The organism is Gemmatimonadaceae bacterium (assembly GCA_036273715.1).
GTDB lineage: Bacteria > Gemmatimonadota > Gemmatimonadetes > Gemmatimonadales > Gemmatimonadaceae > JADGGM01.
On sequence record DASUHB010000028.1, the window covers coordinates 184915 to 210373 of the forward strand.

Below are 25459 nucleotides of genomic sequence, written 5' to 3' on the forward strand. Positions count from 1 at the left end.
GGCCGCGGTGAACGTTTCCGCGGCCGGCCTCTTTTGCGTTCCAGGACCCGCGCACTGCCTACATGTATCCGTCGCGGCGCAACGACTCCAGGCCGCCGCCGTCCTCTTTGTCCTGGGCCCGTCCCGCGCGTTCGGCAATGTGCGAGAATTTCCCGGTGCGCAGCTCGACGATGATCTCGCCCACATCGCGCGCATCGGACTGCACCTTTTGCGTGCAGGGACCGCAGCCTAACGAGCGGTAGCGCGTTCCGTCGCCGTGATCGTAGTACAACGACACCGTCGGAATCTGCTCTCGGCCGATGTACTCCCAGATGTTCAATTCGGTCCAGTCGAGCAGGGGATGGATGCGCACGTGCGTGCCCGGCGCAAACTCGGTCTTGTACTGATTCCAGAACTCCGGCGGTTGATCCTGCACCTCCCACTCGCTCTGCGTCGTTCGAGGAGAGAAGTATCGCTCCTTGGAACGGCTTCCTTCCTCGTCCGCGCGCGCGCCTACGATGACGCCGGTAAACGGCTCCGTGTTCCGATCACGCTCGTACGTGTGTGTCGTATGGTTGAAGCGATAGCGCGGACCTTCACCGCTCAGCGTGCGGCGCAGCGCTTCGGTCTTGAGCAGCCCGCAGCAGGTGAGCCGGTCCACCGCGCCGTCCGGGTACGTTCGATGCTCGGCGAGCGCGACCTCGTTCTGCCCGTACATCAGGTTCAAGTGCCACTCCGCCGCCAGCCGGTCCCGGTACGCGATCATTTCCGGGATCTTGAACGACGTGTCGATGTGCACGAGCGGGAACGGCACGTGCCCGAAGAAGGCCTTTCGCGCCAGCCACAGCATCACCGTGCTGTCCTTGCCGATCGACCACAGCATGCACAGCTGCCGGAAGTTGGCGTACGCTTCGCGCAGAATATGGATGCTTCTGTTTTCGAGTTGTTCCAGATGATCCATCGTTCACTCCCGGATTCGCAGCGTTACAGGTTTGCGCGAATCCTGTTCATGACTTTCTGACCCGATTCCTCGACGGTCACGCCGCGAGTGTCGAGAACGACATCGGGGTTGACCGGCGCCTCGTACGGGTCGTCGATGCCGGTGAAGTTGAGGATCTCACCGCGCCGTGCCTTCGCGTACAAGCCTTTGACGTCCCGTCGCTCGCATTCTTCGAGCGGCGTCGACACATACACCTCGACGAAATTGCGGCAGAGCCCGCGAACGAACGCGCGTGATTCCTCGTACGGCGAGATGAACGACGCCACGACGAAGACGCCGTTCTCCTCGAGCTTGCTTGCCAGGTATCCCACGCGTCGGATGTGCTGGTCGCGGTCCGTGCGCGTGAAGCCCGTCGTCGGGAAAAGATGGCGAATCGTGTCGCCGTCGAGATATTCGGCGCGGATGCCGCGGCGCCGCAGCTCGCTGTGCAGCCATTGTGCGACCGTCGTCTTGCCCGATCCCGACAGGCCCGTGAACCAGATGACCGTCGGTGTCGGCTCGTGTTTGCCTAACGGGATGCGCTCCCACAGGCGCTCGTGCAGCCAGAACAATAGAATCTTGCCCACCAACTCCACCACACCGACAAACAGCGCGACTTCCACCCGCTTCGTGAAAACATATACGATGATCGCGGTGGTCAGCGTGCCGAACAGGCGCCACGAGAAGGCCTTTGCGAACGACCTGAGGTTGGTATCACGATGCATGGTCGAGCCGGGTCGTGCCGATCACATCGGCGCCCTCAGGCGCCGAGAACGAATGAGCCATTGCGTAAATCCCGTTTGTTGTACGTGAACGGTGTCTGGCGGCGGCCATTGCGCGCCGACTCCCGATAGACGCAATCTCCGGCCGCCACGTCCCACTCCATCGTTGGGCCGAAGCGCGGGTACATATCGGCACGGCCATCGGCGACCCAGCAGAACTTGAGGGAGCTGCCTAACGAAATGCGCTGCTCGACGCGAATCGTCGCCAGGTACGCCTCCAGCTCGGCCGAGGGATGCGAACGGCTCTGCACGACGATGCGGCCGGCCGTCGCCGGACGCTCGGCGCTGTAGACGCGTTCGGGCCCGGCACCGGCGCTTTCGCGCCAGGTTCCCGCGCCGGAGCGCGCCCAGTACATGAGGTCGAGCACCGGAGCGAACACCACGCCCATGGTCGGCGCTCCATCCTCGATCAGCGCGATGTTGACCGTGAACTCGCCGATGCCCTTCGTGAACTCTTTTGTGCCGTCCAACGGATCGACGAGCCAGAAGCGCGTCCAGTGACAGCGCGCCTCGTACTCGGGGATGTCGCCTTCCTCCGACAACACGGGGATGTCGGGCGTTAGGCGCTGCAATCCGGCGGCGATCACCGCGTGCGCCTCGCGGTCCGCCATCGTCAGCGGCGTCGCGTTCTCCTTCCACGCCACCGCTTGCCGCGTGTCGCTCGAACCGTAGAACCGGAGAATCGCCTCGCCCGCCTCGCGCGCCAGCAGGCGGAGGTCCTCGCTGAGTCGTTCGGCGTTCACCATGGTCGAAAAACGACGCCCAGGTCCTTGAGCCGGGTCTCGATACGATCGAGGGACTCCGATCTGCCCTCCGCATCGCTGACGTAGAGGTTGCACTCAAGGTCCGTTGTCATGCGGTCGCCCACCCAGATCGTCTCGATCCGCTCCGGCTCCACGGCGGCGCGAATGACGTCGAGATCCTCGCTCGTCAGCTCGGCGGCCGTCACGATGAGGATCATGCCCGCGTCGAGCATGATGTTGGCGACCTCCGCGAGCCGTCGCATGTGCTCCAAGCGGTTCTCGCGTTGTCGTCCGAGATCGGCGTCCACACCGTATAACACGCTGCCGATGCCGAGGAAGTAGACGACCTTTCCCTGAGCGAAGAGCCGTCCTTCTAGGTCCTTGGCCAGCACCTTGCGCTCGGTCTCTTTGTCGCCCGTGATGAGCAGCAGCATCGCGCGCTGGTTGTACCGCTCGGCGCGCCGTTCGGCGGGAATCGATCCGCGCTCCCACTTCGAGTTGCGTACCAGCACCTTCTCGCGCACCCATCCCTGCTGGTCGGGCAGCGCTTCGCGAACGATGCCGCCGCCGCGGATGTCGTACTCGTCGACGATCACGAAGCGGCTCGTCCCCGGCAGGTCGCTCGCCAGATCGAACGCCACCGCCTTACCGATTTTGAGCACACAATCCGCGACGTCGTGCCGCTCCACCCGTGTTGCGTTAGGCCGAGCCGCCAGAGTGGATGCGTCGATCACGCGATCCACCGCTTCGACGCGCATTGGCACCCGCGCCGAGCCCATTTTGAGCGCGTATTCCTTGCGCATCTCCAGCGGACGCTGGCCGAGCCAGAACAGGCTGACCCGCAACCGCGTCGTCACGTGCGGTAACGGATCCGATTCCCGCACGCCCAGCTCGCCGCGCGACACGTAGATCTGTTCGGTCAGCGTCACGCCCGTTGCCCAACCAGCCGATGCCTGCTCTTGCGGCGGCCGGTTGAACGCTTCAATGGTTTTCACTCTGCTCCGCTTTCCGGATGGCAGGAACACCAGTCGATCGCCGACTGCGACCTGTCCGGAGTCGATCGTGCCGGCGATGATGCGCCGGTCGTCGCCCTGGCCCGTGAATTTGTATACGTCTTGCACGCGCAGTCGAAATGGGAGTCCGACCGGCTGCGCCTCGGGCTCGAACATGTCCAACGCCTGGAGCACCGTTGGGCCTTTGTACCAAGGCATGTGCATCGACGCGTCGGCGAGATTGTCGCCATCGCGCCCGCTCACCGGAATGAAGCACGCCGGCGTGATGTTGACCTGCGCGAGAAAATCGCCGAGCGATGCCATCAACTTGTCGTACTCGGCTTGTGCGTATCCCACCAGGTCCATCTTGTTGATCAGGACCACGCACTGCTTGATGCCAAGCATCGCCAGCATGTAGCCGTGCCGCCGCGAGTTCTCTTGCACGCCTTCCTGCGCGTCGATCACGAGCAGCGCGGCTTCTGCGCGCGACGCGCCCGTAATCATGTTCTTGAGAAACTCAATGTGGCCCGGCGCGTCGATCACGATGTATTCGCGCCGCGGCGTGCGGAAAAAGACGCGCGCCGAATCGATCGTGATGCCTTGTGCGCGTTCATCGCGTAAGGCGTCGAGCAGGAACGCATATTCGAACGGCTTCGCCGTTCGCGCACAGAGCTCCTTTACTTGCTCCAACTTTCCATCGGGAAGCGAGTGACTATCCGCGAGAAGTCTCCCGATGATGGTGCTCTTGCCGTGATCGACGTGACCGACGATCACGATACTCATGCGCTCCTCGGTGGCGGTGTTCGTCATGCGAGGCGGTTTGGCAGCTCAGAGATGGAAGCGGAATCGGCGCGCGATAGGTGACGCACGCACCGGATGCGCGCCATGACTGCGTGATGGCGCGCAGCCCGAATAATAGCAATGTTCGTGCAGGCAGTTCCGGACGGGCGCGAGAGCGGAGCTAGAGCGCCGAGCGGAGGGGCACGTCCTCGAACGAGCGGATCGGGACGCCGGATTCCTCGGTGCGCAGATACCTGAGGGCTGTGGTCGCGCGCAATAGCATCTCAACTGCATCGACGGTGCTTTCCGAAAAATCCGGGACCGCGCAATAGCCAGCCCTGATGCGGAGTTTGTGCGCCGCATCACCGATGGACCGCGGCTCCGCATCCACTGTTTCCTGAATGCGCTGCATCATGCGCACCGCCCCATCGCTCGCGGTCGCGGGAGCGATGATGGCGAAGTCCGTTGGGCCAAGGCGGCCAATGGCGTCGGAGACGCGCCCGCAGCGTCGCACCAGCGACGCCAGGTAGTCGATTACGTGCTCCGTGTCGCCGTTCAGCGGCCGCTCCTCGAGATCCGGAGCTTGCGCAACCGGCGCAAATGCAACGCAGGCGATAGGCGCTTTGAGACGTTGGGCCTCGGCAGAAATCTCTCGTGCACGTCGCACCAGGCCGCGCATGTTGTACAATCCGGTCGTCGGATCCAGCAGACTTTCCGCGCGAAGACGATCTGCTTCGCGTTTGCTTCGCATGAACGCATCGAGCTTGAGTAACAACACTTCGCCGTCGAGCGGCTGGCTAACGAACTCCCATGCCCCGGATTGCAAGGCCGCAAGACGTTGACTTCGCTCGGCCGGCCCCGACGTCGTGATGATGATTGGCGTCGATGCGTTGAAACGAACGTCATCGAGCAGCTGCTTGCATACATCCCCGCCATCCATATCGGGCAGCCGAATGTCCATGATCACGAGATCGGGCTGCGCGCTGCGCGCGAGATCGAGCACTTGTTTGCCGGTGTACGCGCGGAGCACCGCGTAGCCGTTGGGCCCCAGGATGCTCTCCAGCGAACGCGCCGACCATTCTTGGTCGTTCGCGAGGAGCACGAGCGGCGGACGCGACGGCTTCTCGTTTTCGGACATACTCACCGGATACGGGCGTCGTCTTGCCCGGCGTGTCGTTTGAAGCGGCACCAGAGGTGTGCTCGATGGGTCGTGCCCGGTCCATGCAGAACTCATGCGGAGCCGAAACACACGTGCTAACTACTTGTATACCAAACCGTTACTGAAGCATGAGAGAGGGCTTAGCGGCGAAATTTGCCGCGCTGGTGCCACAGGACCGATGTAGTGGCGATACGGGCAATTAGACGTGCCAGAGCGCCAGAGCACCGGAAAGCGCCAGCAGAGATGTGGTCCACGATGCGAAACGGCGAGCTCGTTATTCAGCCGAACGGGCGGATCGATGTTGGAATCACGATCATGTTATGTTGTGTGGCTGCTACATGAACGCCTCTCACCAGACTCTCGCGATCGTACGGCGCAATTCATGAAATGAAAGTGGCGCCGAGAGATTCGCAGCATTTCAAAACCCAAACGGACGGCTAGCACAGGTGGTGCAACGTCGCCGGAGGACTATGTCAGCGCTCTTGAGCAGGAAGCTACGGGACAACACGCACCGACTCGGCCGCTTCATTGTCACGACCTGCGTGTTCGCGGCCATTGGAAGCGGACTTCCGGCTCAACAACCAGTCCCGCACGACACGACGCACGCGATGCCGGTCCAGGGGGATTCCACGCGCGCCGACTCGGCCCGCAGGGCACAGATCCTCAGTGACACGGCGCACACCGCGCTGACACGCGCACAGTTAGAGTCAGAAGCAGGGACGCTCGCGCAACAAGGAAAGCAGGCACAAGCGGCTCTGATTCGGCAGAGACTGAAAGACGGCGACTTTCAGGTGGGCGACCGCGTTGCGATTGTCGTTCGCGGCGACTCCACCCTGAGTGACACCGCGAGTGTCCGCGCCGGACGAATGCTTCAACTGAAGAACCTTCCGCCCATTCCGCTAACGGGCGTCTTGCACTCGGAGTTGCAGGGCTATTTGACGAAGCAGCTTGCGCAGTACCTGAAGAATCCCACGGTAGAAGTGACGCCGTTGGTACAGATCGCTGTCGTTGGCAACGTTGGGCATCCTGGATTTTTCTGGGTGCCGGCCGACCTGACGCTGACTGATGTGATCATGCTCGCCGGTGGCCCAACCCAGACGTCGGACTTGAACGGTACGAAGGTCAAGCGTGACAACAAGGACCGGTTGAGCGAAAAACAGGTGCAACAAGCTTTTGCATCGGGCGCGACATTAGACCAACTCGACATGCGCGCGGGAGACCAGATTTCGGTTCCCGTAGCAGGCAAACATGACTGGGTGAGAATCTTGCAGGTTACCGCCGCACTGGCTGCTGTCACTGTCGCCGTTATCTCGATCTCTCGGCATTAACACGCATGCTTTGGGAAGACATTCCGGACTCCTGGACTAGCGATGCTTTGATCGTGCGGGTGAACGATCGACGCCGTACGCATCACGGTTCGGCGGAGCGGACGCGACGGAACACGCCGTCGGCCATTCCAATGGCGGACGTTGCACGTCCGATCGAGCTCGTTCGTGAACGAGCAGTGGAGCGCCAGCAGGCACGCCGCGAGATCCAGCCGCGCACCAGGTCCGAGGTATTGAATCGCACGGTGAACGTCTTGCTCGCGGCGATCGCGCTCGTCGTTCTCATGCCGGTCATGTTGTTGGTGGCCGTTGCGGTGAAGCTGACGTCGCGTGGACCGGTCCTGTATTCGCAAACACGCGTTGGGCTCGATCGCCGGCGCGCGCGAGTCGATGCGCTGTACGAGCGGCGGAAACAGGATGCGGGCGGCCGCATCTTCACGATCTACAAGTTCCGCTCGATGTATTTGAACGCCGAGCAGAGCTCGGGCGCCGTCTGGGCGACACCCGACGATCCGCGTGTCACTCCGGTTGGGCAGTTTCTGCGTCGCGTCCGGTTAGACGAGCTGCCACAGCTCGTGAACGTCATCAAGGGCGACATGAACATCGTCGGCCCGCGTCCGGAGCGCCCGAGCATCTTCGCGCGGCTCCGGCAGGACATCACCGAGTATCCGCTCCGTCAACTGACCCGTCCGGGCATCACTGGGTGGGCGCAAATCAACCACACGTACGACTGTTCCGTGGATGACGTGCGCACCAAGGTCCGCTATGACCTCGAGTATCTGCAGCGCCAATCCTTGGCCGAAGATCTCAAGATCATGGTGCGGACAGTGCCGGTGATGTTGTTCCGCAAGGGCGGCTGGTAGCATTCCGGCCGTCGCCTAACCGGCGCTCCGCACAACCATCAGGACGCTACTTCGCGACCCCACCGCCGAGGTCGGGTCTGCGCGTGGGCTCCCATGTGGGCATACGCTGCCGGCGCAGGAACGTCAGCCAGGCAAGCACCCCGGCAACATTCGACACCACGACGAACCCACACAGCGCAATCGGAAGCGGAACGCGTTTGCCTTCGGGCCACGCCAGGGCTGCGTATCCAGCGCCTAACACGAGGATGGCGAGCGCCGCCAGCACCAGTGCGCGCGGATCCGCCACACACAAGAGCACCACACCAACCGCGGCCAACGGAAGCGTCAGGTAAAACAACCACCGGCTCAGCTTGTGGCTCACGAGCATGGAGGCAAACGAGAATCCGGCGCGCCAGGGCGCCATGAGCTCGCGGTAGTGCCAGAGTGTCTCGAGTCCTTGTGCCATTGTACGCACCTTGCGACGGAGCTCGGCGCGCAGCGAGGTCGTGCGCGGCACGACGCAGGTGGCACTCGCCACCGATACTGCGCGCAGCCCTTTTTGATGGGCGATGAGCGCACTGGCGAAGTCCCGCGCAAGGTCGCCCGGCAGCTCGGTGCGCTGCACATCGACCCGCGCCGCGTAGCAGCAGCCGCTGGCACCGACGATCGATCCCAACTTGGTTTCGAGCGCCCGCACCCACATTTCGTAGCCCACGTAGCCGGATTCGCCACGGTTAGCCTCCTGCTCCACATCGCCCACGCTCACGTCGCGCCCGGAGGCGACGCCGACGCTCGGGTCCTGGAACGCACGCACGAGCTCCTTCACGCTGTGTGAATGGATCCGAATCGACGCATCGGTGTTGACGACGATCTCGCCGCGAATCGCAGTCGCCGCGTGATTCTCTGCGTTAGTCTTCCCGCCGCGCGGCGCCACGTGGACCAACTCGACCCCGCGCGATGCGTATTCGCGCACGATCGCGTCGGTGCCGTCCGTCGATCCATCGGATGCAATCAGTATCTGCCGGCGATCAGGCGGATAGTCGATTCCGAGGAGGCCTTCGATCGTCCACCCAATGCGGCGCTCTTCATTGTATGCCGGGACGGTAATCGTGATGAGCGGCCATTCCGCGGGATCGGCCGGCGACGGGACGTCGCGACGAGATCGCGACGCCAGCCAGAGCACTGCGGGGTACGCGACATAGGCGTAGCCGAAGCACACAAACGGTACGGCGAGCAGAACCAGGCCGAGGACGATCATCTGGTGCGGGCCGCGGGCAGAATCGAGCGGTACACGGCGTCGTAGCGCGCGACCCACGGTTCTACCGTAAAGTCGCGGTCGAGCCGAGCGCGTGCTGCAGCTGCTCGTGCGAGCGCCGATGCCGGGTCGCGTCGAACAGCAGAGATAGCGGCGGCAAGCTCCAGCGCGGCCTCGCTGGGCACCAAAAGCGCTTCGGTGTCATCCAGCATTTCGGGTATGCCTCCGACCTTGGTGGCCACGATAGGGACGTTGGCGCGCATGGCTTCGAGCAGCACGATCGGGATACCCTCCGTGCGTGAGCTTAAGGCGAGGACGTCGAAGGCAGGGAAAAGCGCCGCTGCGTCGGGCACGACGCCGGTCCAACTGACGGCGGACTCGAGCCCCAATCTGGCGATCTCCTTGGCTAGTGGTTCGCGGTCCGGTCCGTCACCAATGAAGATTGCTTTAAACGGTTGCTCTATGTTCTTGAGCGATTCGACCAGAACGTCCAAGCCCTTCTCGTTGCTCATTCTGCCGACCCAGCCGATGACGAACTCATCGTTCGAGGCGCCGAGCCTGGCGCGCGCAGCGTCGCGAGCCAGGATGGGGAGCTGCTGGTCGATGGCATTGGGGATCGTGCGGATGAGGCTACCTCGAAGCCCTGATCTTTTGAGCCTTTGAACGATTGGCTTCGACACGGCAACGACGGCACTGAAGCCGTGGTAGGCGCGGATCTGGAGCCATTCGTTGGCGCGATTCTTCGCATCGCCACCTGTGAAACCGTGTACAGTGGTTACTCTCGGTATGCCTGTGACGGCGGCCGCGAGCCCACCGATGACATCGCTTCGATAACCATGAGTGTGCACCACATCCGGTTGCGTATTGCGCATCAGTTCGCGAAGCGAGCGCCACTCCTTGACGTAACTCTTGGCGCCCACCCTCACGACGGCGTTCTCGATCCGGTCCGCGGCCAACGCCGTCACAAACGGATGCTCTGTCGCGTCCGGCTCAACCACAGTAACCACCGTAACACGATTCCCGAGTGACTGTTGGCCGGTTGCCAGCAACCGGACGACACTCTCCAGACCGCCTGCACGCGAAGGCGCTGTGATATGCAGAATTCGGAGCGAACTCACCGGCGCCAGTGGTCCAAGGCTCAAGTTTTCAGGGAAGCCAACCGCTCGCGAGCACTCCAGGGACACGGCACGCATCGAGCATGTACGCCAGGTACAAAGAATCACGCCACGCTTGCCTCGGAGCAATGGCCGCGCCCGCATTCGCTCACGGTGACCTTGGTGCTCCTGCTGCTGCATGAGCGGCGCGACCGAGCAATATTTCGGACTCCGTCACTCGCCGCGACTCGGAACGCCGAGGTGTGCCACCCGCATGATGTCTGACTCGCTGACTGCTTTGCGTTCGGTGACGGATACTCGATCGGATTCTCCGGCCGCTCGTCGGGACGAGCCCCGCATCGGCATTCTCTCGCTGTCCGTGGACCGCTGGGGTGCGCGCTGGAATTCTCGCCACCAGCTGCTCACGAGATTGGCTCGACAATTCCCGGTGGTTTGGGTCAACCCGGCACCGGACTGGCGCGCCGCGTTACGGACCGGTCGCGTGTGGTCGCGTGAACGGACCATCGATGGGTTGCCAAAGAATTTCGTGGTGCACGACAGCTCGGCACTGACGCCGGTCGTGTACCGGCCACAATGGCTGAGCAATGCGTTGTTCCGGGCGCGCCTTGCGCGCGCCAGAGCGAGCCTCCAACGGCGCGGCTGCACCCACATTGTGTTGTACGTCTGGCACATGTATTACGCGGGCGCAGTTTCCGCCGTGCGCAGCGATCTGAGCGTCTACCACATTTACGACGAGTATTCGCACTCCGAACACGAGGTGCCGATCGACGCCGATGAAGAACGCTTGATCAGACGTGTGGATCAGGTATTCACGGTGTCGCCCATGATGCAGGCGCGAAAAGGGGTGCTGAACCCGCACAGCATGCTGATGTCCAACGGCGTCGATTACGAGGCGTTTGCCACGCCGGTGCCCGAGCCCGCAGACGTGCGTTCGATCCCGCATCCGCGGATCGGCTACACGGGCTACATCAAGAAGCAGATCGATTGGGACCTGCTCCTCCAGTTGTCACAGCGGCGTCCGGACTGGTCGTTCGTGCTCGTGGGCCGCCGGCACGCACATCCCGAGATCGACGCGGTGCTGGGGCGCCTCGATGCGTTGCCTAACGTACACTTTCTGGGCGAGAAGCCGACGTCGGAGTTGTGCCACTATCCGCAGCACTTCGATGTGTGTCTCATGCCGTATCGCGTGAACGACTACACGAAGTACATCTATCCGCTCAAGCTCAACGAATACCTGGCGACGGGCCGTCCCGTGGTGAGCGTTCCCCTCCCGGCGCTGCAGAGCGCGGAGCATCTCGTGACGATTGCGCGCGGCGCGGATGAATGGGAGCAGGCGATCGAGTGCCAACTCGGGACTTCGGCAATGGACCCGGCCCGGCAGCGCGCGCGCCAGGCGGAGGCGCGGCGCCGCGACTGGTCGGCCATTGCCGATCGGATCGCGACCGTCCTTCGCGAGCGCATTGCGGAAGTCGAGGCGCGCGCTCGATGACCCTGTCACCGTTTTTCGAGAAGGCCGGACGGCCGGAGCAGGACCAGCATCGTCTCATTCTGATCAGCCATCACTTTCCGCCTAACGTCGCCGTCGGCGCCAGGCGCTGGGAGCAGTTCGCGCAATTCATCGCCGAGCGCGGCTGGGGATTGGATGTGGTCATGTGCCGCGAGCCCGAGGCGGTCGACCGCCGCCGGATGGACGCGCTGCCCGACGGCATTCGGGTCTTCGACGTGCCACAGCCGGGTCTCCTCGTGGAGCGACTCGAGCACTGGGCCGCGCGCGCGTACCGGCTCGTGGTTCCGCGGCGCGCGCCGCACGGCGCGCCGACCGCCGGCACGAACGGCACGGTGCCGGGTCGCGCGTCGATCGCCCGGGATGAAATGCACTGGCCGCCGACCACGATCCGGGAGATCACGCGCTTCGTGAGCGCGTACGTCGTGGTGGCGCGAGACGCCGCCTGGGCGCGTCACGCCGCGGAGACAGGGCGGCGCATCGTTAGGCCGCAAGTCCATCACGCCGTGGTGAGCTCGGGTCCGCCGCACCTGGCGCACGAAGCCGCGCGCCAGGTCGCCGCGGCGGCCGGTCTGCCGCACATCGTGGACATGCGCGATCCGTGGAGTCTGCTCCCGATGCTGCACGAGACGCACGCAAGTCCGTGGTGGTATCGAGAGGCACGCCGCCACGAACGCCGGGTGCTTGCCGAGGCGGCTGTCGTCGTGGCGAACACGGACCACGCACGCGACGGTCTGGCGTCGGCCTATCCAGAGGCGCGCAACCGCATGATCACCGTCTTGAACGGGACGGACTCGTATCCTGTACCGCCGTCGCGGCGCGGCGGCCGGTTCACGATCGGATTTGCGGGCACTGTGTATCTCGAGCAGGACGTGCGCAATCTCATGCGTGCGTCATCGCATGTGATTCGCGAGTTGTCGCTGACGCCGTCGGATTTCGGCATCGACTTCATCGGCGACTTCGGCGGGCCGGGCCAGCTGTCGATCGATGCCTTCGCGCACGAGGCCGGCATCGGCGACTACGTCTCCGTTGGTCCGCGCCGGCCGCACGAGGATGCACTCGAGTTTCTGGCGCGCGCCACGATGCTGGTCGTGTTCGTCGGATTCGGCCGGGAATTCATTCCGGCGAAGACCTTCGAGTACATGCGGTTCGACGCGTGGCTCTTGATACTCACCGAACCGGCCAGCGCCACGGCGCACCTCCTTCAAGGCACCGATGCGGATCTGGTCGGCCCGAGCGACGTGGCCGCCATTGCGGCGGCGATCCGCAGGCGCTACGAGATGCACCGTCAGGGCGTCTCACCGGTGCGGATCGCACGCGACGATCGGTTCAGCCGTGCGAAGCAGGCTGAGATTCTCTTGGATGCGATCGAGCGCGTTTCGGCTCAGGATGCGCCGCGGCGCGAGCGGAGCACTCTCACCATCACGTCCTGAACGCGCTCGACGCGATCGTAGCACGAGCGCACGACATAGAGCAGCGCGAGCGGTGCGCCGCCGATGCCCCTCCCGGCATCGAAGCGCATCGTGCGGCCGCGGTTCTCGAATTCGCCGGCCCTGATTGCGCCTAACGGATCGTGCGCCTGCGTCTCGCGCACCAGCACACGCGTCTCGCGATCGTTGCGTGCGTCGTGCTGGTCGAGGCCGGCGAAGCCAACGACAGTCGGACGCGCACGCTGTATCCGGTGCAGCAAGCGGAACGCTCGCGGGTCCGGCAGGTATCGCGTGTTGTACGTGGCGTTCCAGACCTCGATCGCATCGATGCCGTCTCGCACACTGGCGGGGATCTCATAGCTCGTGAGGATCGGATGCGCCAATGCCGTGGCGCGCGACACCGGCGAAGCGAGTCTGATGAATTCGTCGGGCGTGCTCGGCTCGATCCACTGCGTGAGCCCGAAGGCGAGGAGGTGCAGTCCGGGAAAGCCGGCAAAGCGGAACTCGAGACCGGGGATGAGCCTCACTGCGTCGCTGGATGCGCGTGCGCACTCCGCCACGTACTCGTGCCACCGCGCTTCCGAGAAGTCTTCGGCGTGGTCGGTGAGGCCGACGAATGCGACGCCGCGCTCGATGGCAAATCGGGCCAGCGCGTCGAGCGAATCGCGGCCGTCATGCGAGTAGTTGCTGTGCACGTGCACGATCCCGAGCGCAGACGGCATCAGCGTTGCTCCCCCGCGCGCTCGGGCGACGCGGGCGCCGTCCCGCGGTAGAGCGCTTCGTAGGCGTCGCACATGGTCGCGACGCTGAAGTCGCGATAGGCGCGACGTTGGGCAGCGGCGCCGAGCGCGAGGCGCCGGGCAGGGTCGGCGAGCAAGGATCGGATCGCGGCGGCGAGCGCGGGCGGCGAGGCGGCGGGGACCAGCATCGCCTCGCGGTCGCGAGCGACGACCTCGGGAATGCCGCCGACTTCGCTGGCGATGATCGGCAGCCCGGTCGCCATCGCTTCGACTAACGCGAGTGGAAGTCCCTCGGACAGGGACGGCATCACGAACAGGTCTGCGGCGGCCAGGATGTCGGGCGTATCGGAACGGAAGCCCAGCAAGTGGACGCGCGAGGCGATTCCGGCGTCGGCCGCCAGGCTGCGAAGGTGCTCTTCTTCCTCGCCTCGGCCGGCAATCGCGAGGCGCCAGGCCGGAGCGCCTCCTTGTTCCTCGAGCTCGGCCAGCGCGCGCACGAGCACGGCGTGGGCTTTCACCGGGTACAGGTTACCGATGGCGACGATGAGCAGCTCGTCATCCCCCACCTGCAGCTCCCGCCGCAGCGCGGTCCGCTCGCCCCGCTGCATCTCGATTCCGTTAGGCACGACGCGCACCGCATCGGACGGCACGCCGAGCGTGTGGCGGAGGTCGGTGGCGGTCGCACCGGAGACCGCGGTCGTGGCCGCGCTGTGGGCCATGGCCCATCGCAGCGCGGCGCGTCGACGCCATGCGCCGGCGTAGTAGCGGCCTCCGTGCATGGTGATGACCTGGCGCGCTCCAGCCCGGCGCGCGGCCACGGCGCCGTACACCGCCATCGTGAACTCGTGGCTGTGCACGACCTGCGTGTGATGAACCCGCATGAGCGCGGTGAGCGACGTCACGCAGCCCCAGTCGAACGGGCGGCGCAGCACGTACGTGCGAGGCGAGAAGCCGCGGGCGGCGAACTGCGCGCCTAACCACCCACCGCTGGGCGCGGGACCCACCGGCATCACGTCGTGGCCGCGGCGGCGGAGTTCTTCGCCCAACTGCAGCGCGACCGTCTCGGCGCCCCCGGGCCCGTCGGTCTCGAGCATGAGCGCGATCCGCAGCGGCTCGGTCATCGCAGGCTGCTGAACCATTGCGCGGTCTCGCGGAAGAAGGGGCGCGGATCGTCGCGGCGGAGAATTTCCTCCCGATCCGTTCCGCGTTTCATGGTGAGAAAGGCGCGAACGGCTGCCCACCGGCCGGGCGCGTTGGGGGGCAGCGAAAGCGCGGAGCGCGAGCGGCGCAGCCGCGCCACGAGGTGGTCGACGTCGCCCCAGAACCAACGACTGGCCACGCCTGTCCTGTACCCGGTGACCGGGGCCGGGCGCTTGCCTAACGCTGCGTCCATCAGCAGCGCCGGGAAATCGACTCCGGCATCGATGGCGAGCTGCAATGATCCCCAGAACCGGCCGTTGATTTCCATGAGGTACGGCGTGCCGGTGCGCTCGTCGATCTTGTACTCGACCATCGCGACGCCCCACCATCCGAACGCGTCGAGCAGCGCGCGCGACCGCTGCGCGAGCGCGGGGTCGGCCGCTACGCTCTCTCGATACACGCTCACGCCGCCCGCCGGCGGTTTCTCGCGAATGCGGCGGTGCGCGAACACGGCGAGCGTTTCGCCGTTCCAGACGAGCAGAAAAATTCCGATGCCCGGCCCGACAACGCGCCGCTGGACGAGCACCGGATAGGCGGCCGGATCCAGGTCCGCCGCGGCGGCTGCCACGTCCGCCGGCGACGCCGCGTGACGAACGAGCAACTTGATCCGGCGCCCGCCGTGTTCGGCAACCGACCGCGACGGTTTGAGCACGACCGGGTACTCGAGGCCTGATGCCATCGCGAGGAGCGCATCCCGGTCCGCGGCCGGTTGCTGCTGCGGAATCGCGATGCCGACGCTGGCCGCAGCCTCGAGGACGGCGGCCTTGTCCGCGATCCGGCGCACCACGCGCTCATCGGCGAACGGGAGCAGCACGTTAGGCAGGCGGCCCCGATCCGGCAGCGACGCCAGGAGCGCGGCGTCGCCGATCGGGATCAATGCGCCGATGTTCCACCGCGCCACGAGCGCGCGAATGTCGCCGGCGAACCGCTGCGCATCCTCGAGCGGATCCGTCACGAGCGCCTCGGCTCGCGCGTAGCGCGACGCGCCGGCGAGCGAGCGCGGCCGCGCGGCACAGACGTACACCGGATAGCCGGCAGCGCCTAACGATCTGACGACGGCGAGGGCCGCGCGCTGATCACCGTCCGTCACCAGCACGGCCGGCCGCGCCGTCACGACACGACTCCGCTCACGCGCAGCCGGAACCCGGCGCGCGACACGCCCGCGGGCACATCCATGCGCGGCATCGCGAATGGCCGGCGGCGGTCAGCCACCCAGCCGCCGGCGATGCATAAGGCCGCCTCGTAGCCCGCGGCTTCCGCGGCACGCTGTACCGCTTCCGTCTGCAGTCCGTACGGATACGTGAGCACCGGGAGCACGCCTTCGTACCGCGCGCGCAACCAGGCGAGCGAGTCGCGCAACTCGGCGTCGCGGGCCGCCGGATCGAGCGCGGCGAGGTTCGGGTGGCTCCACGTGTGGGAGCCGAGCGTGATGCCAGGCACGGCGGCCGCGCGCTCGAGCTCGCGTTCCGTGGCGCTGCGCGCGTACGCCGGGCCGGCCGACCCATCGCCGCGCCTGCCTAACGCGTGCAAAATCACGTCGCCCTGGCCGCGCCACTCGGTGAGCGCGCGGCGGCGCAGACCCGGGTCGAGAACACCGCCGGCGCCGAGGACGTCCCACCAGAACGGGCGGCCGCCTAACAAACCGGGCGGCACGAAAATCGTGGCCGGCATGCCGCGGCGCTCGAGCTCGGCCACGCCGGCCCGGACCGCGCCCGCGTACGCGTCGTCGAACGTGATGGCCGCGCGCGGCCGCCGCGAACGAGGCGCCGGTTCGGCGAGCGCATCGGCGAGGGGCACCACGTCGTGGCGCTGGGCGAGCACGTCGAGCTGCGCCGCGAAGTCCGACTGCGCCAGGTGCAGCGACGCATCCCCCGCCGCTCGTTCGCCCTCGGGCACGATCGCGTGATAGGCAAGGATGAGTGTGTCCGCGCGGTGCGAGGCCAGCGCGATGCGCGGCGCGCCACTCCACACGAGCCCGTGTTCGACCAACTGCTTCAGCCCGCGGCGCACGCGGCGGCTCGCGTCCGGTCAAGCGCGCGCGCCGATCGCCGGCGAGCGTCGTGCAACAACGGGGAGCACGCCGAGATGATCAGGGCGCCGGCAGGGGGAACGGTGCCGGAGGCGCAGTTGGAGCGGCGGGCTGAGCGCCTAACCGGACGGGGCGCGCCATCGACAGCGCGGCCCACATGGCGTCCCGGCGCGTCCGCAGGAGCTTGTCGAGGCCGATGACCAACCCGAACAGAAAGTACAGGTACGTGAAATATTCGGCCGACACAAAGGTGCTGGCGATGATGAAGCCGATGAACGATCCAATGAGCATCTGCGAGACCGCCAGCTCGCGCGTCGTCACCCATGGACCGTATCGTCGCCCCGGACGCACGTCCGCCAGCATCCGGAACGAGACGACGAAGAACGACACGAACACGATCAAGCCAGGGATGCCCAGCTCCGCGGCCGTCTCGAGAAACGAATTGTGGGCGACCGACCACTTGAACCCGTGTCCTTCCGCGGACAGCGAGCGGGCTAGATCCGATTCGCCTTCGGCGATCGGGAATGCTCTGAGGCCGACGCCGAACACCGGATGGTGCTCGACGTAGCCGAGTCCCCGCTCCCACACCGCCTTGCGTCCCACCGGGTCGGTCCAGTTGTAGTCGCCCTCGGGGTTGGCAATCGTGCTGATCTGCGTCCAGTACTTGTCGGACCCGAGCACGGCGATGAGCCCGACGCCGGCCACGGCGATCGACATGCGCACCTTCCGCGGAATCGCCTTGTACCGCAGCAAGATGTACGTCATCGTCGCCACGAACGCGATGAATCCGCCGCGCGACCCGCTCTTCACGATAGCGAGGAGAATGAAGCCGAGCGTGATGAGTCCCAGCAACCGCAATCGCCGCGCATTTCCGGCGCGCATCAAGTAGAGCGCGAATGGAATCGTCACCACCATCACGAGCGCGAAGTCGTTGGCGTCGTAGTACACCAAATTGCCTAACCGGCCGTCCTGCCCAACACTGAAGAACAGGTTGACGATGGTCGCAAAGAACAGTGCGCCGTACAGGTTGATCTTGGCCAACCATTCGATGTCGCGCATGCTCCGGACGCTGGCCGCGACGAGGCACATGAGCACCACGTTCTCGGACTGGCTCTTCAGGGCAAAGCTCAAACTTCGCGCCGGCCACAAGCTGCTCGGCACTCCGATGAGCATGATCGCGTACAGGATCACCGTGAGCCACAAGAGCCGCGAGCGAATGAGCTTGACGCTCCGCAGCCGGTGGCGCGACGTGACGAAAAACACCAGCGCCAGACCCGCGGCCAGCAGCGGAAGTTGGATCTTTCCGAGGACCGGCAGGACGTCCTGGAGGCGCCAGATGTATGCAAACAGCATCCACCCGATCGCCTTGAGCAGCCGATCCGGCGGCGGCTCCTGCCATGGCACCGCAGCCGGAGCGTATGCAACCGGCGGAATCGGCGGAGGGTATGGAGGAACGGTTTGCGGATGCGCCATTGACGGAGAGGCTACCTGGATCGAACGAGGGCCTGGAGACCATCGAAGGCAGTGCTAATACAGTGCCATTCTAACCGTGGCGTTGACACTGGCAAACAGGCTGATTGTAGTCTCGGGACCACACTTTCGAGCCCCCACGTAGGTCTCGCCGCCGCGCCCTCAACGAAAAGTCGCCGCATTCAGAGGTGAACGCGGCGACTTTTCTTTGTGCGGTTTTGAAGAGAGCCCGGCTATTCGACCCTGCTCTTCTTGATCAGAATCGCCGCCTCGGAGTTGCGAAGCTTGATGCTCGTCACCGCGGAGCCGACGGTGCCATCGGCGTGCAGCGGCAGCCAAGTCTCGCCGGCAGGAAGCGGAAACGTGACTGCACTGGCATCGGTGTACACCTGCGTGCCATACCCGGATTGGTGCCGGACCAGGATCAAGGCGCGGTCGAAGTCGCGGCTGTAGAGCGTGTAGCCCTGCCCGACCGGGTCCGTCCCGCGCGTCACGATGGTGCGCGATCCGGTCGGATGACCGATGTCGGCTTCTTGCGCGCGCGTCCAGATCTGTGAGTACGGCAGGTTCCACATGTTCTCGAGCTGTATAGCCATCAGGTTCGGCGTTGTCGGAACGACCATGTAATAGCTCGCGAGCTCCCACAGCTTGAGTCGCTGCGTGGTGGTGAGGGAGTTCCCGGGCGGAACGGTGCTCGAGTAGCTCGCTTCTTCGCCGCTCGACAAGGTGCTCACGAAGTCCACGAAGACGCCGTGAGACAGCAGAGTCTCACACCACTGCCAGCGCGCGTACATGTTCGAGGAAAGCGGCATGTTCATCTTTTCCAGGTGCACTGCGCCGGCTGCCTCGGCGTCGGCGAGGTCGAGCGGGGTGGTGTACTGCGACGTATTGAGCATCAACATCTTCGAGCCGAAGGCCTGCTTGATCGCCGCAAGCAGCGAGGTGTGCGCGGTTTGATAGCTTGCGCTCACGGCGTACTCTTGCGAGTTCGCGATCTGCGGCATGAAATCGCCTGACGACTCGACATCGAGGAAGACGCCGTCGTGGCCGTTCGCGAGGCGGGTAAGCCGATCGATCTGATAGGCGCGCATGCCGGGATCGGCCGGGTTGATGGGCCACTTGTGGGTTCCCCATCTGAAGATGACCAGGCGGTGCGCCGAGTCCGCCGGTGCGTTAGGCACATGCAGAAAGCCTGCTTCGATGTTGTACTGCGGGTGCGACGCGTACCACTGCTTCATGTCGAGGTAGAACTGCGTCGCCGTGCCGGATGCGCTACCGTCGATCTCGGTGGCCCACTCGAGCGCGTACGGCAGCTGACGCACAGTGGGGTTCGCCGCATGCCACGCGGTGCCGTCGCCAGACATGGCGAGATCGTAGTGGGCGCCCGCCCACAAGTGCTCGGAGGGTGTCCAGCCATAGTAAAAGTCCGTCATCATGGTCGTGATGTGACGCCAGTGCGGCGAGACGGCACTGTAGTCGTCGTACAACGAGGCCAGCGACGGCGGCGGCGTCACCGGGGGCGGCGGGGGCGGCGGGGGTGACGACGGCGGTGCCGTCGAGTTAGGCGTCACCGTCACGGTCGACGTCGAGTGACCACTGCCGGCGGTGGCTGTGATGACCGCGGATCCGGGGTTGCCGCCCGTCACTTCTCCCGAGGTCGAGACGCTCGCGATCGACGGATTGTTCGACGTCCACGTGACCTGCGCCGTGGTGACGACGTTGCCCGACGCATCCTTTACCGTGGCAAAGATCTGCGCGGCTCCCTCCACCGGGACGCTCACCGTGGATGGATTCAGCGTGATGAAGAGCGGCGGCGGCGGCGCAGACGATACCGAGACGACCGAATAGGCGCTCGTTTGGCCCGAGGCCGCAATGATGTGCGCCGTCCCAACCTTGCGCGCCGTGACGTTGCCGGTGGTGTCTACGACGGCGATCGTCGTGTCGGACGAGGACCATTTCACGGGTTGTCCCGAGAGGTCTCGACCGGCGCCGTCCTGCAGCTCGACTTGCAACGCCACGTCCTTGCCGGGAGCGATCTGCGCAGCGCCGGGCGTGATGAGCACCCATTTGACGGGTGACGGTCCCGGTGTCTGCGGAACGTCGACGAGTGCCGAATTGTCGACGCACGACGCGAGCGCGAGGGCGACGGCCATCGGCGCGCACGCGCGGATGCACCGACGATGCGATGACACCACTGCTCCTCCGAATGTGTGAATTGCTCACTTCGGACGAGTCACTTGAAGGCGTCGTTTCCGCCGCACGCGGCGCGTGCGACGATCGCTCGCATGTTGTGAGATTCCTAACGCAGCACTCGGTCCAATCGTCTGACCGATGCAACGTAGCGCATCAATGACGCCGCGCGACTGATCGAGCGGCCAGTTCGATCTCCTGCGGGCGCATCGCGATGCCTCGGCCGCGCCACTGCTCGCGCAGCGCGGCGCGGCCCGCGGTCACGCTTTTCGTCCGCGCCGCCAGGGCGGACCGCCCGCGCTTGCCGCGGCCTCGCTGAGCACGGGTGCGAGCACCTTCATCGGCACCCTCAGCCAGTCGATCATGGCTTCGAGATCGCCGCGGGTGACGCGGCTGTGCGTGGGCAGCGTGAACAAGGTGCGGCGAAGCTCCTCGGCGCCGGGGAGATCCGGGCCCGGCTCGAGGCAGCGCTGGGCTTCGGGTTCCTGGCGCAGGGTGCGCGGGTATCCGCGCAGAACGCCGAGCTCCGGGCGCTCGACGCGCGCGCCGGTGTCGGTGACCGGGAATCGGAGCATCCCGCTGACGGCGCCGGGTATCGTGCGGATCGCTTCGATGTCACCGCCTTCGTCGGCGGCAATGGCGAGGGCAGCGGCGTTGCGTTGTCGGGCCGCGACTTCGGCCGGCGCGGCGCGCATGGCGCGGGCGACGAGCGCCGCCGCGGCGGCGGAGAGCGACCGGGGGCGATGCGCCGGCCGGTACACCGTCTCGCCTAGCTTGAGCGACGGGATGGCCGCCGGGATGCCGTAGAGCGACGGGCGGCCGAGCGCCCACTGGGCGGTAGCGGCGGCGAGGTCGCTCCAACCGCGCCCGGGCTTGCCTAACGCAGCGAGCTCGGTCGCAAAGGCGGCGTCGTGCACCGCGTCGTGGACGAGCAGCGCGCCGCCGTGGCCGCCCGTGGTGCCCTTGCCGCGGCCGAAGCTCAATACCGAGAGCGCGCCGCAAGTGCCTAACGGACGGCCGTGCAGCGTTCCGCCGGCTGCTTGCGCGGCGTCTTCGATGACCGCCGCGCCGTGCGGCGCGGCGAGCGCCCGGACCGCCGGGACGTCGGCCGGAAAGCCGTACAGGTGGGCGACGACGACCGCGCGCGCCCCGCGGCCTAACGCAGCAGCGACCGAGTCGAGATCCGGGCCGAGCGTGCGCGGATCGAGGTCGTACAGGTGCACGCGCACGCGGGCGAACCGAGCCGCCGCGGCGAGGTCGACACAGGCGTAGGCCGGCATCGCGACGAGCCCGCGCGCGCCGACCGCGATGCGCAGCGCGAGCACCAACGCCGAGGTTCCGCTGTCCGTGAGCGCCACCTGCGGCGTGCCGAACGTCTCGCGCACCAGGGACGCCGCGGCAAGCACCCGACCGGTGCGGCGCACCAGCGCCGGCCACACTGCCGCCGCGAGGGAGGACGCCGCGAGCGGTGACGACACGGGCAACTGACGCCGGATCACGGAATCAGTCGCGCGATGCGCGGGCCGAGGGCCGTCGCGACAGGCGTCGGCAAATGCTTCCACACGCGCGGTCCCCACGAGTAGCCGGGATCATCGGGCGATGGCGTCTTGGCCACGGCGCCACTCGTGCGCGTGTACCACCACAGCGTCTCGTCGCGCGTTCCCCACTGGCGCTTGAAGCGGTGCGTACCCGATTCCGGCGAGCAGCGACCGAAGTTGAACACCGACGCGCCGTCGTCGGTGGCTCGCTCCATGAAGCTCCAGTAGAGCAGCATGTTCGGCGAGACGCGGTTGTGCGCGCTGAGCGACGACGCCCACGTCATCTCGAGCTCGTTGCCCCAGCGGAACGCGCAGCCCGCGGCGACGGGATGATTCGAGAGATACGCGCACGCGAACCATACGTCGCTGCCGAATTGGTCGGCGATCGCCTCGAACAGGCGGCGCGGCTGGGTGGGCGTGCCTAACTCGCGCATGTGGCGGGCGAACACCGCGAAGAAGGGCGCGCATTGCTCGGGACCGAAGGACACGGTGACGCCTTCCTTCTGCGGCCGACGCACCTGGCTACGAACCTTTGCCGGCAGTGTGGTCCAGAGCGCGGCGGACCCCGATGGCAGATCGAGCAGCACCGTGATTTTCCGGTGCGAGACCGGCATGTCGAGCGGCAGCGCGCGCCGGCTGCGCAGCTCGAGCAGCGAAACGCTGCCCTGCCGCGCGATCTCCTCGGCGCGCACGGCAAGCGCGCGGACCGCCTCGTCGCTGCCTAACGGACCACCATAGTTGAGGAACGGCATCGAGACCAGGTAATGCCCGAACAGGCGGCTGCGGACGCGCACCAGCGGCAGCACGCCGGCGATGCGCGATGCCGCGTCTCGCGCCGCGAGATAGATGCACTCGTGGCCGAACACGCGCTCAATGACCGTCTTCCATCCATGGAGGTGAAAATGCGTCCAGCCATCGGCCGTCCTGACGAACGCGTCCCACTCGTTCGCCGGCCCCGTAAACGCGTCGACGACGATGCTCAGTCGGCCAGATTCGAGACCCTGGCGTTCAACGGCCGTATCGCGGGAGTCGGCAGCTTCAGGCATCGCGCCGCCGTCGTGAAGCGAAATTCGGCGAGCAGCTGCTCCATGCGCGGACGCGTGCGCGCGAGTCCACCGTAGTGACGCGCTTTGGTAATCCATCCAACGGGGAGACGCGGCTGGTCAGGATCGAGCTCCCAGGGATGCAGGTAGAACGTGGCCGGAACGCCGGTGTACGTGTGCTCACGGAAACAGCGGCGAATGACGCTGAACGGGAGATGCCGAAGATACGCGCCGCCGGCAGCCGGAATGCGCGCGCCGCGCCACGTCGTCGTGGCCAGCGGCAGCTCGCACAATGTTCCCGACGCGCGATGCACCTTGTGCGGCACGACCGGCGCCGCACGATAGCCGTATCCTGGACGGCGAATGGGAAACAAACTCGAATCGTAGCGGAATCCCTCTTCGAGTAAGACGTCGAACGCCCACTCGCAACCGGGGCGAATCGAAAAGTTGGGCGCACGGAATCCCCAGACGGTGGTACCACACACATCTTCGAGCACCGCTTTGGATGCACGCACATCTTGCCGAAATTCTTCGGGCGCCAACGAGTCGACGCGGCGATGCCAGTATCCATGCGACGCGATCTCGTGCCCGGCTTGCGCAATGCGACGCACCAGCCGTGGATTGTGATCGGCGACCCATCCGAGCGTGAAGAACGTGCCGGTTGCGCCATGTCGCGCGAGCAGATCGAGCAGCAGGTCGATACTCGAATCGATGCGACTCGGGTAGCTGCTCCAGTCTTTTCGCGAGACAATGCTCTCAAAGGCACCGACGTGAAAATACTCCTCGACGTCTACTGTAAAGATATGTTCCACGGCAGCGGACACAGTGCTCATGGCTCGACGAATCGGACGGTGAGGCGGATGTGTTGCTCCATGGCAAGCGGCGGACGTCTGCAGGTAGGGTGCCAAGTCGGGCCCAACGTCGATCCGCAAACAGCGCGGAACATCGGCGAAAGGTGAGCGCTCGAAATCCGAGATCTCAAATGCGCCGAACGAATTTCACACAACGACTTTGGATGTTGCATTGACACCACATCGCACAACCGGAGTGATACTCGCAGCGCTCGGGTTCGCGTTCATCGCGATCATGACGCTCACGCCGCAGCCTGGACCGCCAGCGTTCGCGCCGAGCCTCTGCGTTCTCTGCGGCGAGATGGCTGTGCAAGATATAATCCTCAACGTCATTCTGTTCGTGCCCTTTGGTATGGGCATGCGGTTGGCCGGCGTACGGCGGCATCGCGTCATCGCGATAGCATTCTGCCTTACGGTGGTGATCGAGCTCCTCCAGATGCACATCATCGCCGGCCGCGATTCGAGTCTCGGCGATGTGATCACGAACACACTCGGTGGCGTACTCGGCGTTGCGCTGGCAGACTCGTGGAGAACGTGGTTGCTGCCGACTGCGCAGCAGGCCCGCCGGCAATTGTGGGGCGGCGTGTTTATATGGATTTCCATACTGTGTGCGACAGTCTGGGCATTGCATCGCTCGCTTCCCGGGACGACGCTATGGGGCCAATGGGACCCGGCAGTGCTTCACTTGGACCGGTTCTCTGGAACGATCGTTAAGTCGGATGCGGCCGGGTACGCTTTTCCTCCCGGCGCGCTTGGCAGCGATCCGCTCTTCCGCCGGCGGTTGGTGTCCGACAGCGTGCTGGTGCACGCTGTCGTGGTGCCGGGCGCGCCGACGGAACGCATCGCACCGATTCTCTCGGTGTACGATCCGTATCGAACGCAAGTGTTCTTGCTCGGCCAGCATCACCGCTCGCTGGTTTTTTCGATCCGGATGAATGCGGCTCGTGCGATGGTTCGCGATCCGATCATTGGTCTCGAAGATGTGTTCCCGAAGGCCGCCGCCAACGACACGCTGCGCGTGGCGGGTGGCATCCTGGACAACGCACTCGTGATCCGTGCGCGAGATGGTGCGCGCGGTGCGGTGCGCGAGCACCGGGTCGCGCTCGGGCCGGCGCTCGGGTGGAGTTTCCTTCTGCCGTGGCCGTACGCGTTCGGCGGCGAGACATCGGCCTTGTCGGCGCTGTGGCTCGGCGGTTTGGTTTTGCCACTCGCCTATTGGGGGAGCCGATCGCGTCGCCGGACCGAAGCGGGCGCTGCGTTGGGCATCGCTCTCGTGGGCGGGCTGGTGATCGCTCCGTTGGTCATGCATGGCGCGTTCGTGGGATGGGTGGAATGGGCCGGGGTCATCGTCGGTGGCGCACTGGGTCTGGCGTTGGCCGCCGCGCCGTGGCGCGCGCCCGCCGGTGCGCGACGCACGCCCGAGGCCTCGGGCGGCGCGCGCGTGTCGCTCGAGTCGTGGCCGGGCGATGCCTAACGCTTACCGCCGGGCTGGGCGGCCGCGCGCGTGGTTGCC

The 25459-nt window shown here is 65.7% G+C and carries 21 protein-coding genes; 5 read left to right on the forward strand and 16 right to left on the reverse strand.

Annotation, left to right across the window (positions count from 1 at the left end; all coding sequences use genetic code 11):
- Positions 1-58 precede the first annotated feature (58 nt).
- From cysD to VFW04_05370, 5 genes are all read right to left on the reverse strand, one after another.
- The gene (gene cysD / locus VFW04_05350; protein HEX5178731.1) at positions 59-940 is read right to left on the reverse strand and encodes a sulfate adenylyltransferase subunit CysD; all 882 of its coding nucleotides are present in this window, start codon (positions 938-940) and stop codon (positions 59-61) included.
- Positions 941-963: 23 nt separating this feature from the next.
- Positions 964-1683: an adenylyl-sulfate kinase gene (gene cysC / locus VFW04_05355; protein ID HEX5178732.1), complete on the reverse strand. Its 720-nt coding sequence runs from the start codon at positions 1681-1683 to the stop codon at positions 964-966.
- Positions 1684-1718: 35 nt separating this feature from the next.
- A complete protein-coding gene (gene cysQ / locus VFW04_05360) occupies positions 1719-2486 on the reverse strand; it encodes a 3'(2'),5'-bisphosphate nucleotidase CysQ (GenBank protein ID HEX5178733.1) in 768 nt (255 codons plus the stop codon).
- On the reverse strand, positions 2480-4285 hold the full coding sequence (locus VFW04_05365) for a GTP-binding protein (protein ID HEX5178734.1): 1806 nt from the start codon (positions 4283-4285) through the stop codon (positions 2480-2482). The genes cysQ and VFW04_05365 overlap by 7 nt, the downstream gene beginning before the upstream one ends.
- 151 nt (positions 4286-4436) lie before the next feature.
- Complete coding sequence (locus tag VFW04_05370) at positions 4437-5393, reverse strand: response regulator (GenBank protein ID HEX5178735.1); 957 nt, start codon at positions 5391-5393, stop codon at positions 4437-4439.
- A gap of 491 nt (positions 5394-5884) precedes the next feature.
- Between VFW04_05370 and VFW04_05375 the strand changes: the two genes are divergently transcribed.
- Both VFW04_05375 and VFW04_05380 read left to right on the forward strand, forming a co-directional pair.
- On the forward strand, positions 5885-6742 hold the full coding sequence (locus tag VFW04_05375) for an SLBB domain-containing protein (protein ID HEX5178736.1): 858 nt from the start codon (positions 5885-5887) through the stop codon (positions 6740-6742).
- A 131-nt stretch (positions 6743-6873) separates the two neighbouring features.
- Positions 6874-7602: a sugar transferase gene (locus VFW04_05380; GenBank protein ID HEX5178737.1), complete on the forward strand. Its 729-nt coding sequence runs from the start codon at positions 6874-6876 to the stop codon at positions 7600-7602.
- A gap of 46 nt (positions 7603-7648) precedes the next feature.
- Here VFW04_05380 and VFW04_05385 read toward each other — a convergent pair whose 3' ends face one another.
- Together VFW04_05385 and VFW04_05390 are read right to left on the reverse strand one after the other, a co-directional pair.
- The gene (locus VFW04_05385; protein ID HEX5178738.1) at positions 7649-8839 is read right to left on the reverse strand and encodes a glycosyltransferase; all 1191 of its coding nucleotides are present in this window, start codon (positions 8837-8839) and stop codon (positions 7649-7651) included.
- Positions 8836-10131, reverse strand: coding sequence for a glycosyltransferase (locus tag VFW04_05390; GenBank protein ID HEX5178739.1), 1296 nt, complete (start codon positions 10129-10131; stop codon positions 8836-8838). Before VFW04_05390 ends, VFW04_05385 begins: the two co-directional genes overlap by 4 nt.
- A gap of 301 nt (positions 10132-10432) precedes the next feature.
- Here VFW04_05390 and VFW04_05395 point away from each other — a divergent pair, with 301 nt between their 5' ends.
- Both VFW04_05395 and VFW04_05400 read left to right on the forward strand, forming a co-directional pair.
- Complete coding sequence (locus VFW04_05395) at positions 10433-11440, forward strand: glycosyltransferase (protein HEX5178740.1); 1008 nt, start codon at positions 10433-10435, stop codon at positions 11438-11440.
- Positions 11437-12888, forward strand: a complete 1452-nt coding sequence (locus VFW04_05400) for a hypothetical protein (GenBank protein ID HEX5178741.1) — start codon at positions 11437-11439, stop codon at positions 12886-12888. Before VFW04_05395 ends, VFW04_05400 begins: the two co-directional genes overlap by 4 nt.
- Here the strand turns inward: VFW04_05400 and VFW04_05405 are convergent.
- From VFW04_05405 to VFW04_05445, 9 genes are all read right to left on the reverse strand, one after another.
- Positions 12840-13607, reverse strand: coding sequence for a PHP domain-containing protein (locus tag VFW04_05405; protein HEX5178742.1), 768 nt, complete (start codon positions 13605-13607; stop codon positions 12840-12842). The genes VFW04_05400 and VFW04_05405 overlap by 49 nt on opposite strands.
- The gene (locus VFW04_05410; GenBank protein ID HEX5178743.1) at positions 13607-14764 is read right to left on the reverse strand and encodes a glycosyltransferase; all 1158 of its coding nucleotides are present in this window, start codon (positions 14762-14764) and stop codon (positions 13607-13609) included. The genes VFW04_05405 and VFW04_05410 overlap by 1 nt, the downstream gene beginning before the upstream one ends.
- Positions 14743-15939, reverse strand: a complete 1197-nt coding sequence (locus VFW04_05415; GenBank protein HEX5178744.1) for an ATP-grasp domain-containing protein — start codon at positions 15937-15939, stop codon at positions 14743-14745. Before VFW04_05415 ends, VFW04_05410 begins: the two co-directional genes overlap by 22 nt.
- On the reverse strand, positions 15936-16835 hold the full coding sequence (locus VFW04_05420) for a polysaccharide deacetylase family protein (protein ID HEX5178745.1): 900 nt from the start codon (positions 16833-16835) through the stop codon (positions 15936-15938). Before VFW04_05420 ends, VFW04_05415 begins: the two co-directional genes overlap by 4 nt.
- A 79-nt stretch (positions 16836-16914) precedes the next feature.
- The gene (locus VFW04_05425) at positions 16915-18327 is read right to left on the reverse strand and encodes an O-antigen ligase family protein (GenBank protein ID HEX5178746.1); all 1413 of its coding nucleotides are present in this window, start codon (positions 18325-18327) and stop codon (positions 16915-16917) included.
- Between the two features lie 230 nt (positions 18328-18557).
- Entirely contained in the window at positions 18558-20477 is a 1920-nt protein-coding gene (locus VFW04_05430; protein ID HEX5178747.1) for an Ig-like domain-containing protein, read from the reverse strand.
- 297 nt (positions 20478-20774) lie between these two features.
- Positions 20775-22013, reverse strand: a complete 1239-nt coding sequence (locus tag VFW04_05435; protein HEX5178748.1) for a DegT/DnrJ/EryC1/StrS family aminotransferase — start codon at positions 22011-22013, stop codon at positions 20775-20777.
- A complete protein-coding gene (locus tag VFW04_05440; GenBank protein ID HEX5178749.1) occupies positions 22010-23098 on the reverse strand; it encodes a FemAB family XrtA/PEP-CTERM system-associated protein in 1089 nt (362 codons plus the stop codon). The genes VFW04_05435 and VFW04_05440 overlap by 4 nt, the downstream gene beginning before the upstream one ends.
- Positions 23032-23928, reverse strand: a complete 897-nt coding sequence (locus VFW04_05445; GenBank protein ID HEX5178750.1) for an XrtA system polysaccharide deacetylase — start codon at positions 23926-23928, stop codon at positions 23032-23034. The genes VFW04_05440 and VFW04_05445 overlap by 67 nt, the downstream gene beginning before the upstream one ends.
- A gap of 178 nt (positions 23929-24106) precedes the next feature.
- Here VFW04_05445 and VFW04_05450 point away from each other — a divergent pair, with 178 nt between their 5' ends.
- Positions 24107-25420, forward strand: a complete 1314-nt coding sequence (locus VFW04_05450) for a VanZ family protein (GenBank protein HEX5178751.1) — start codon at positions 24107-24109, stop codon at positions 25418-25420.
- Positions 25421-25459 lie beyond the last annotated feature (39 nt).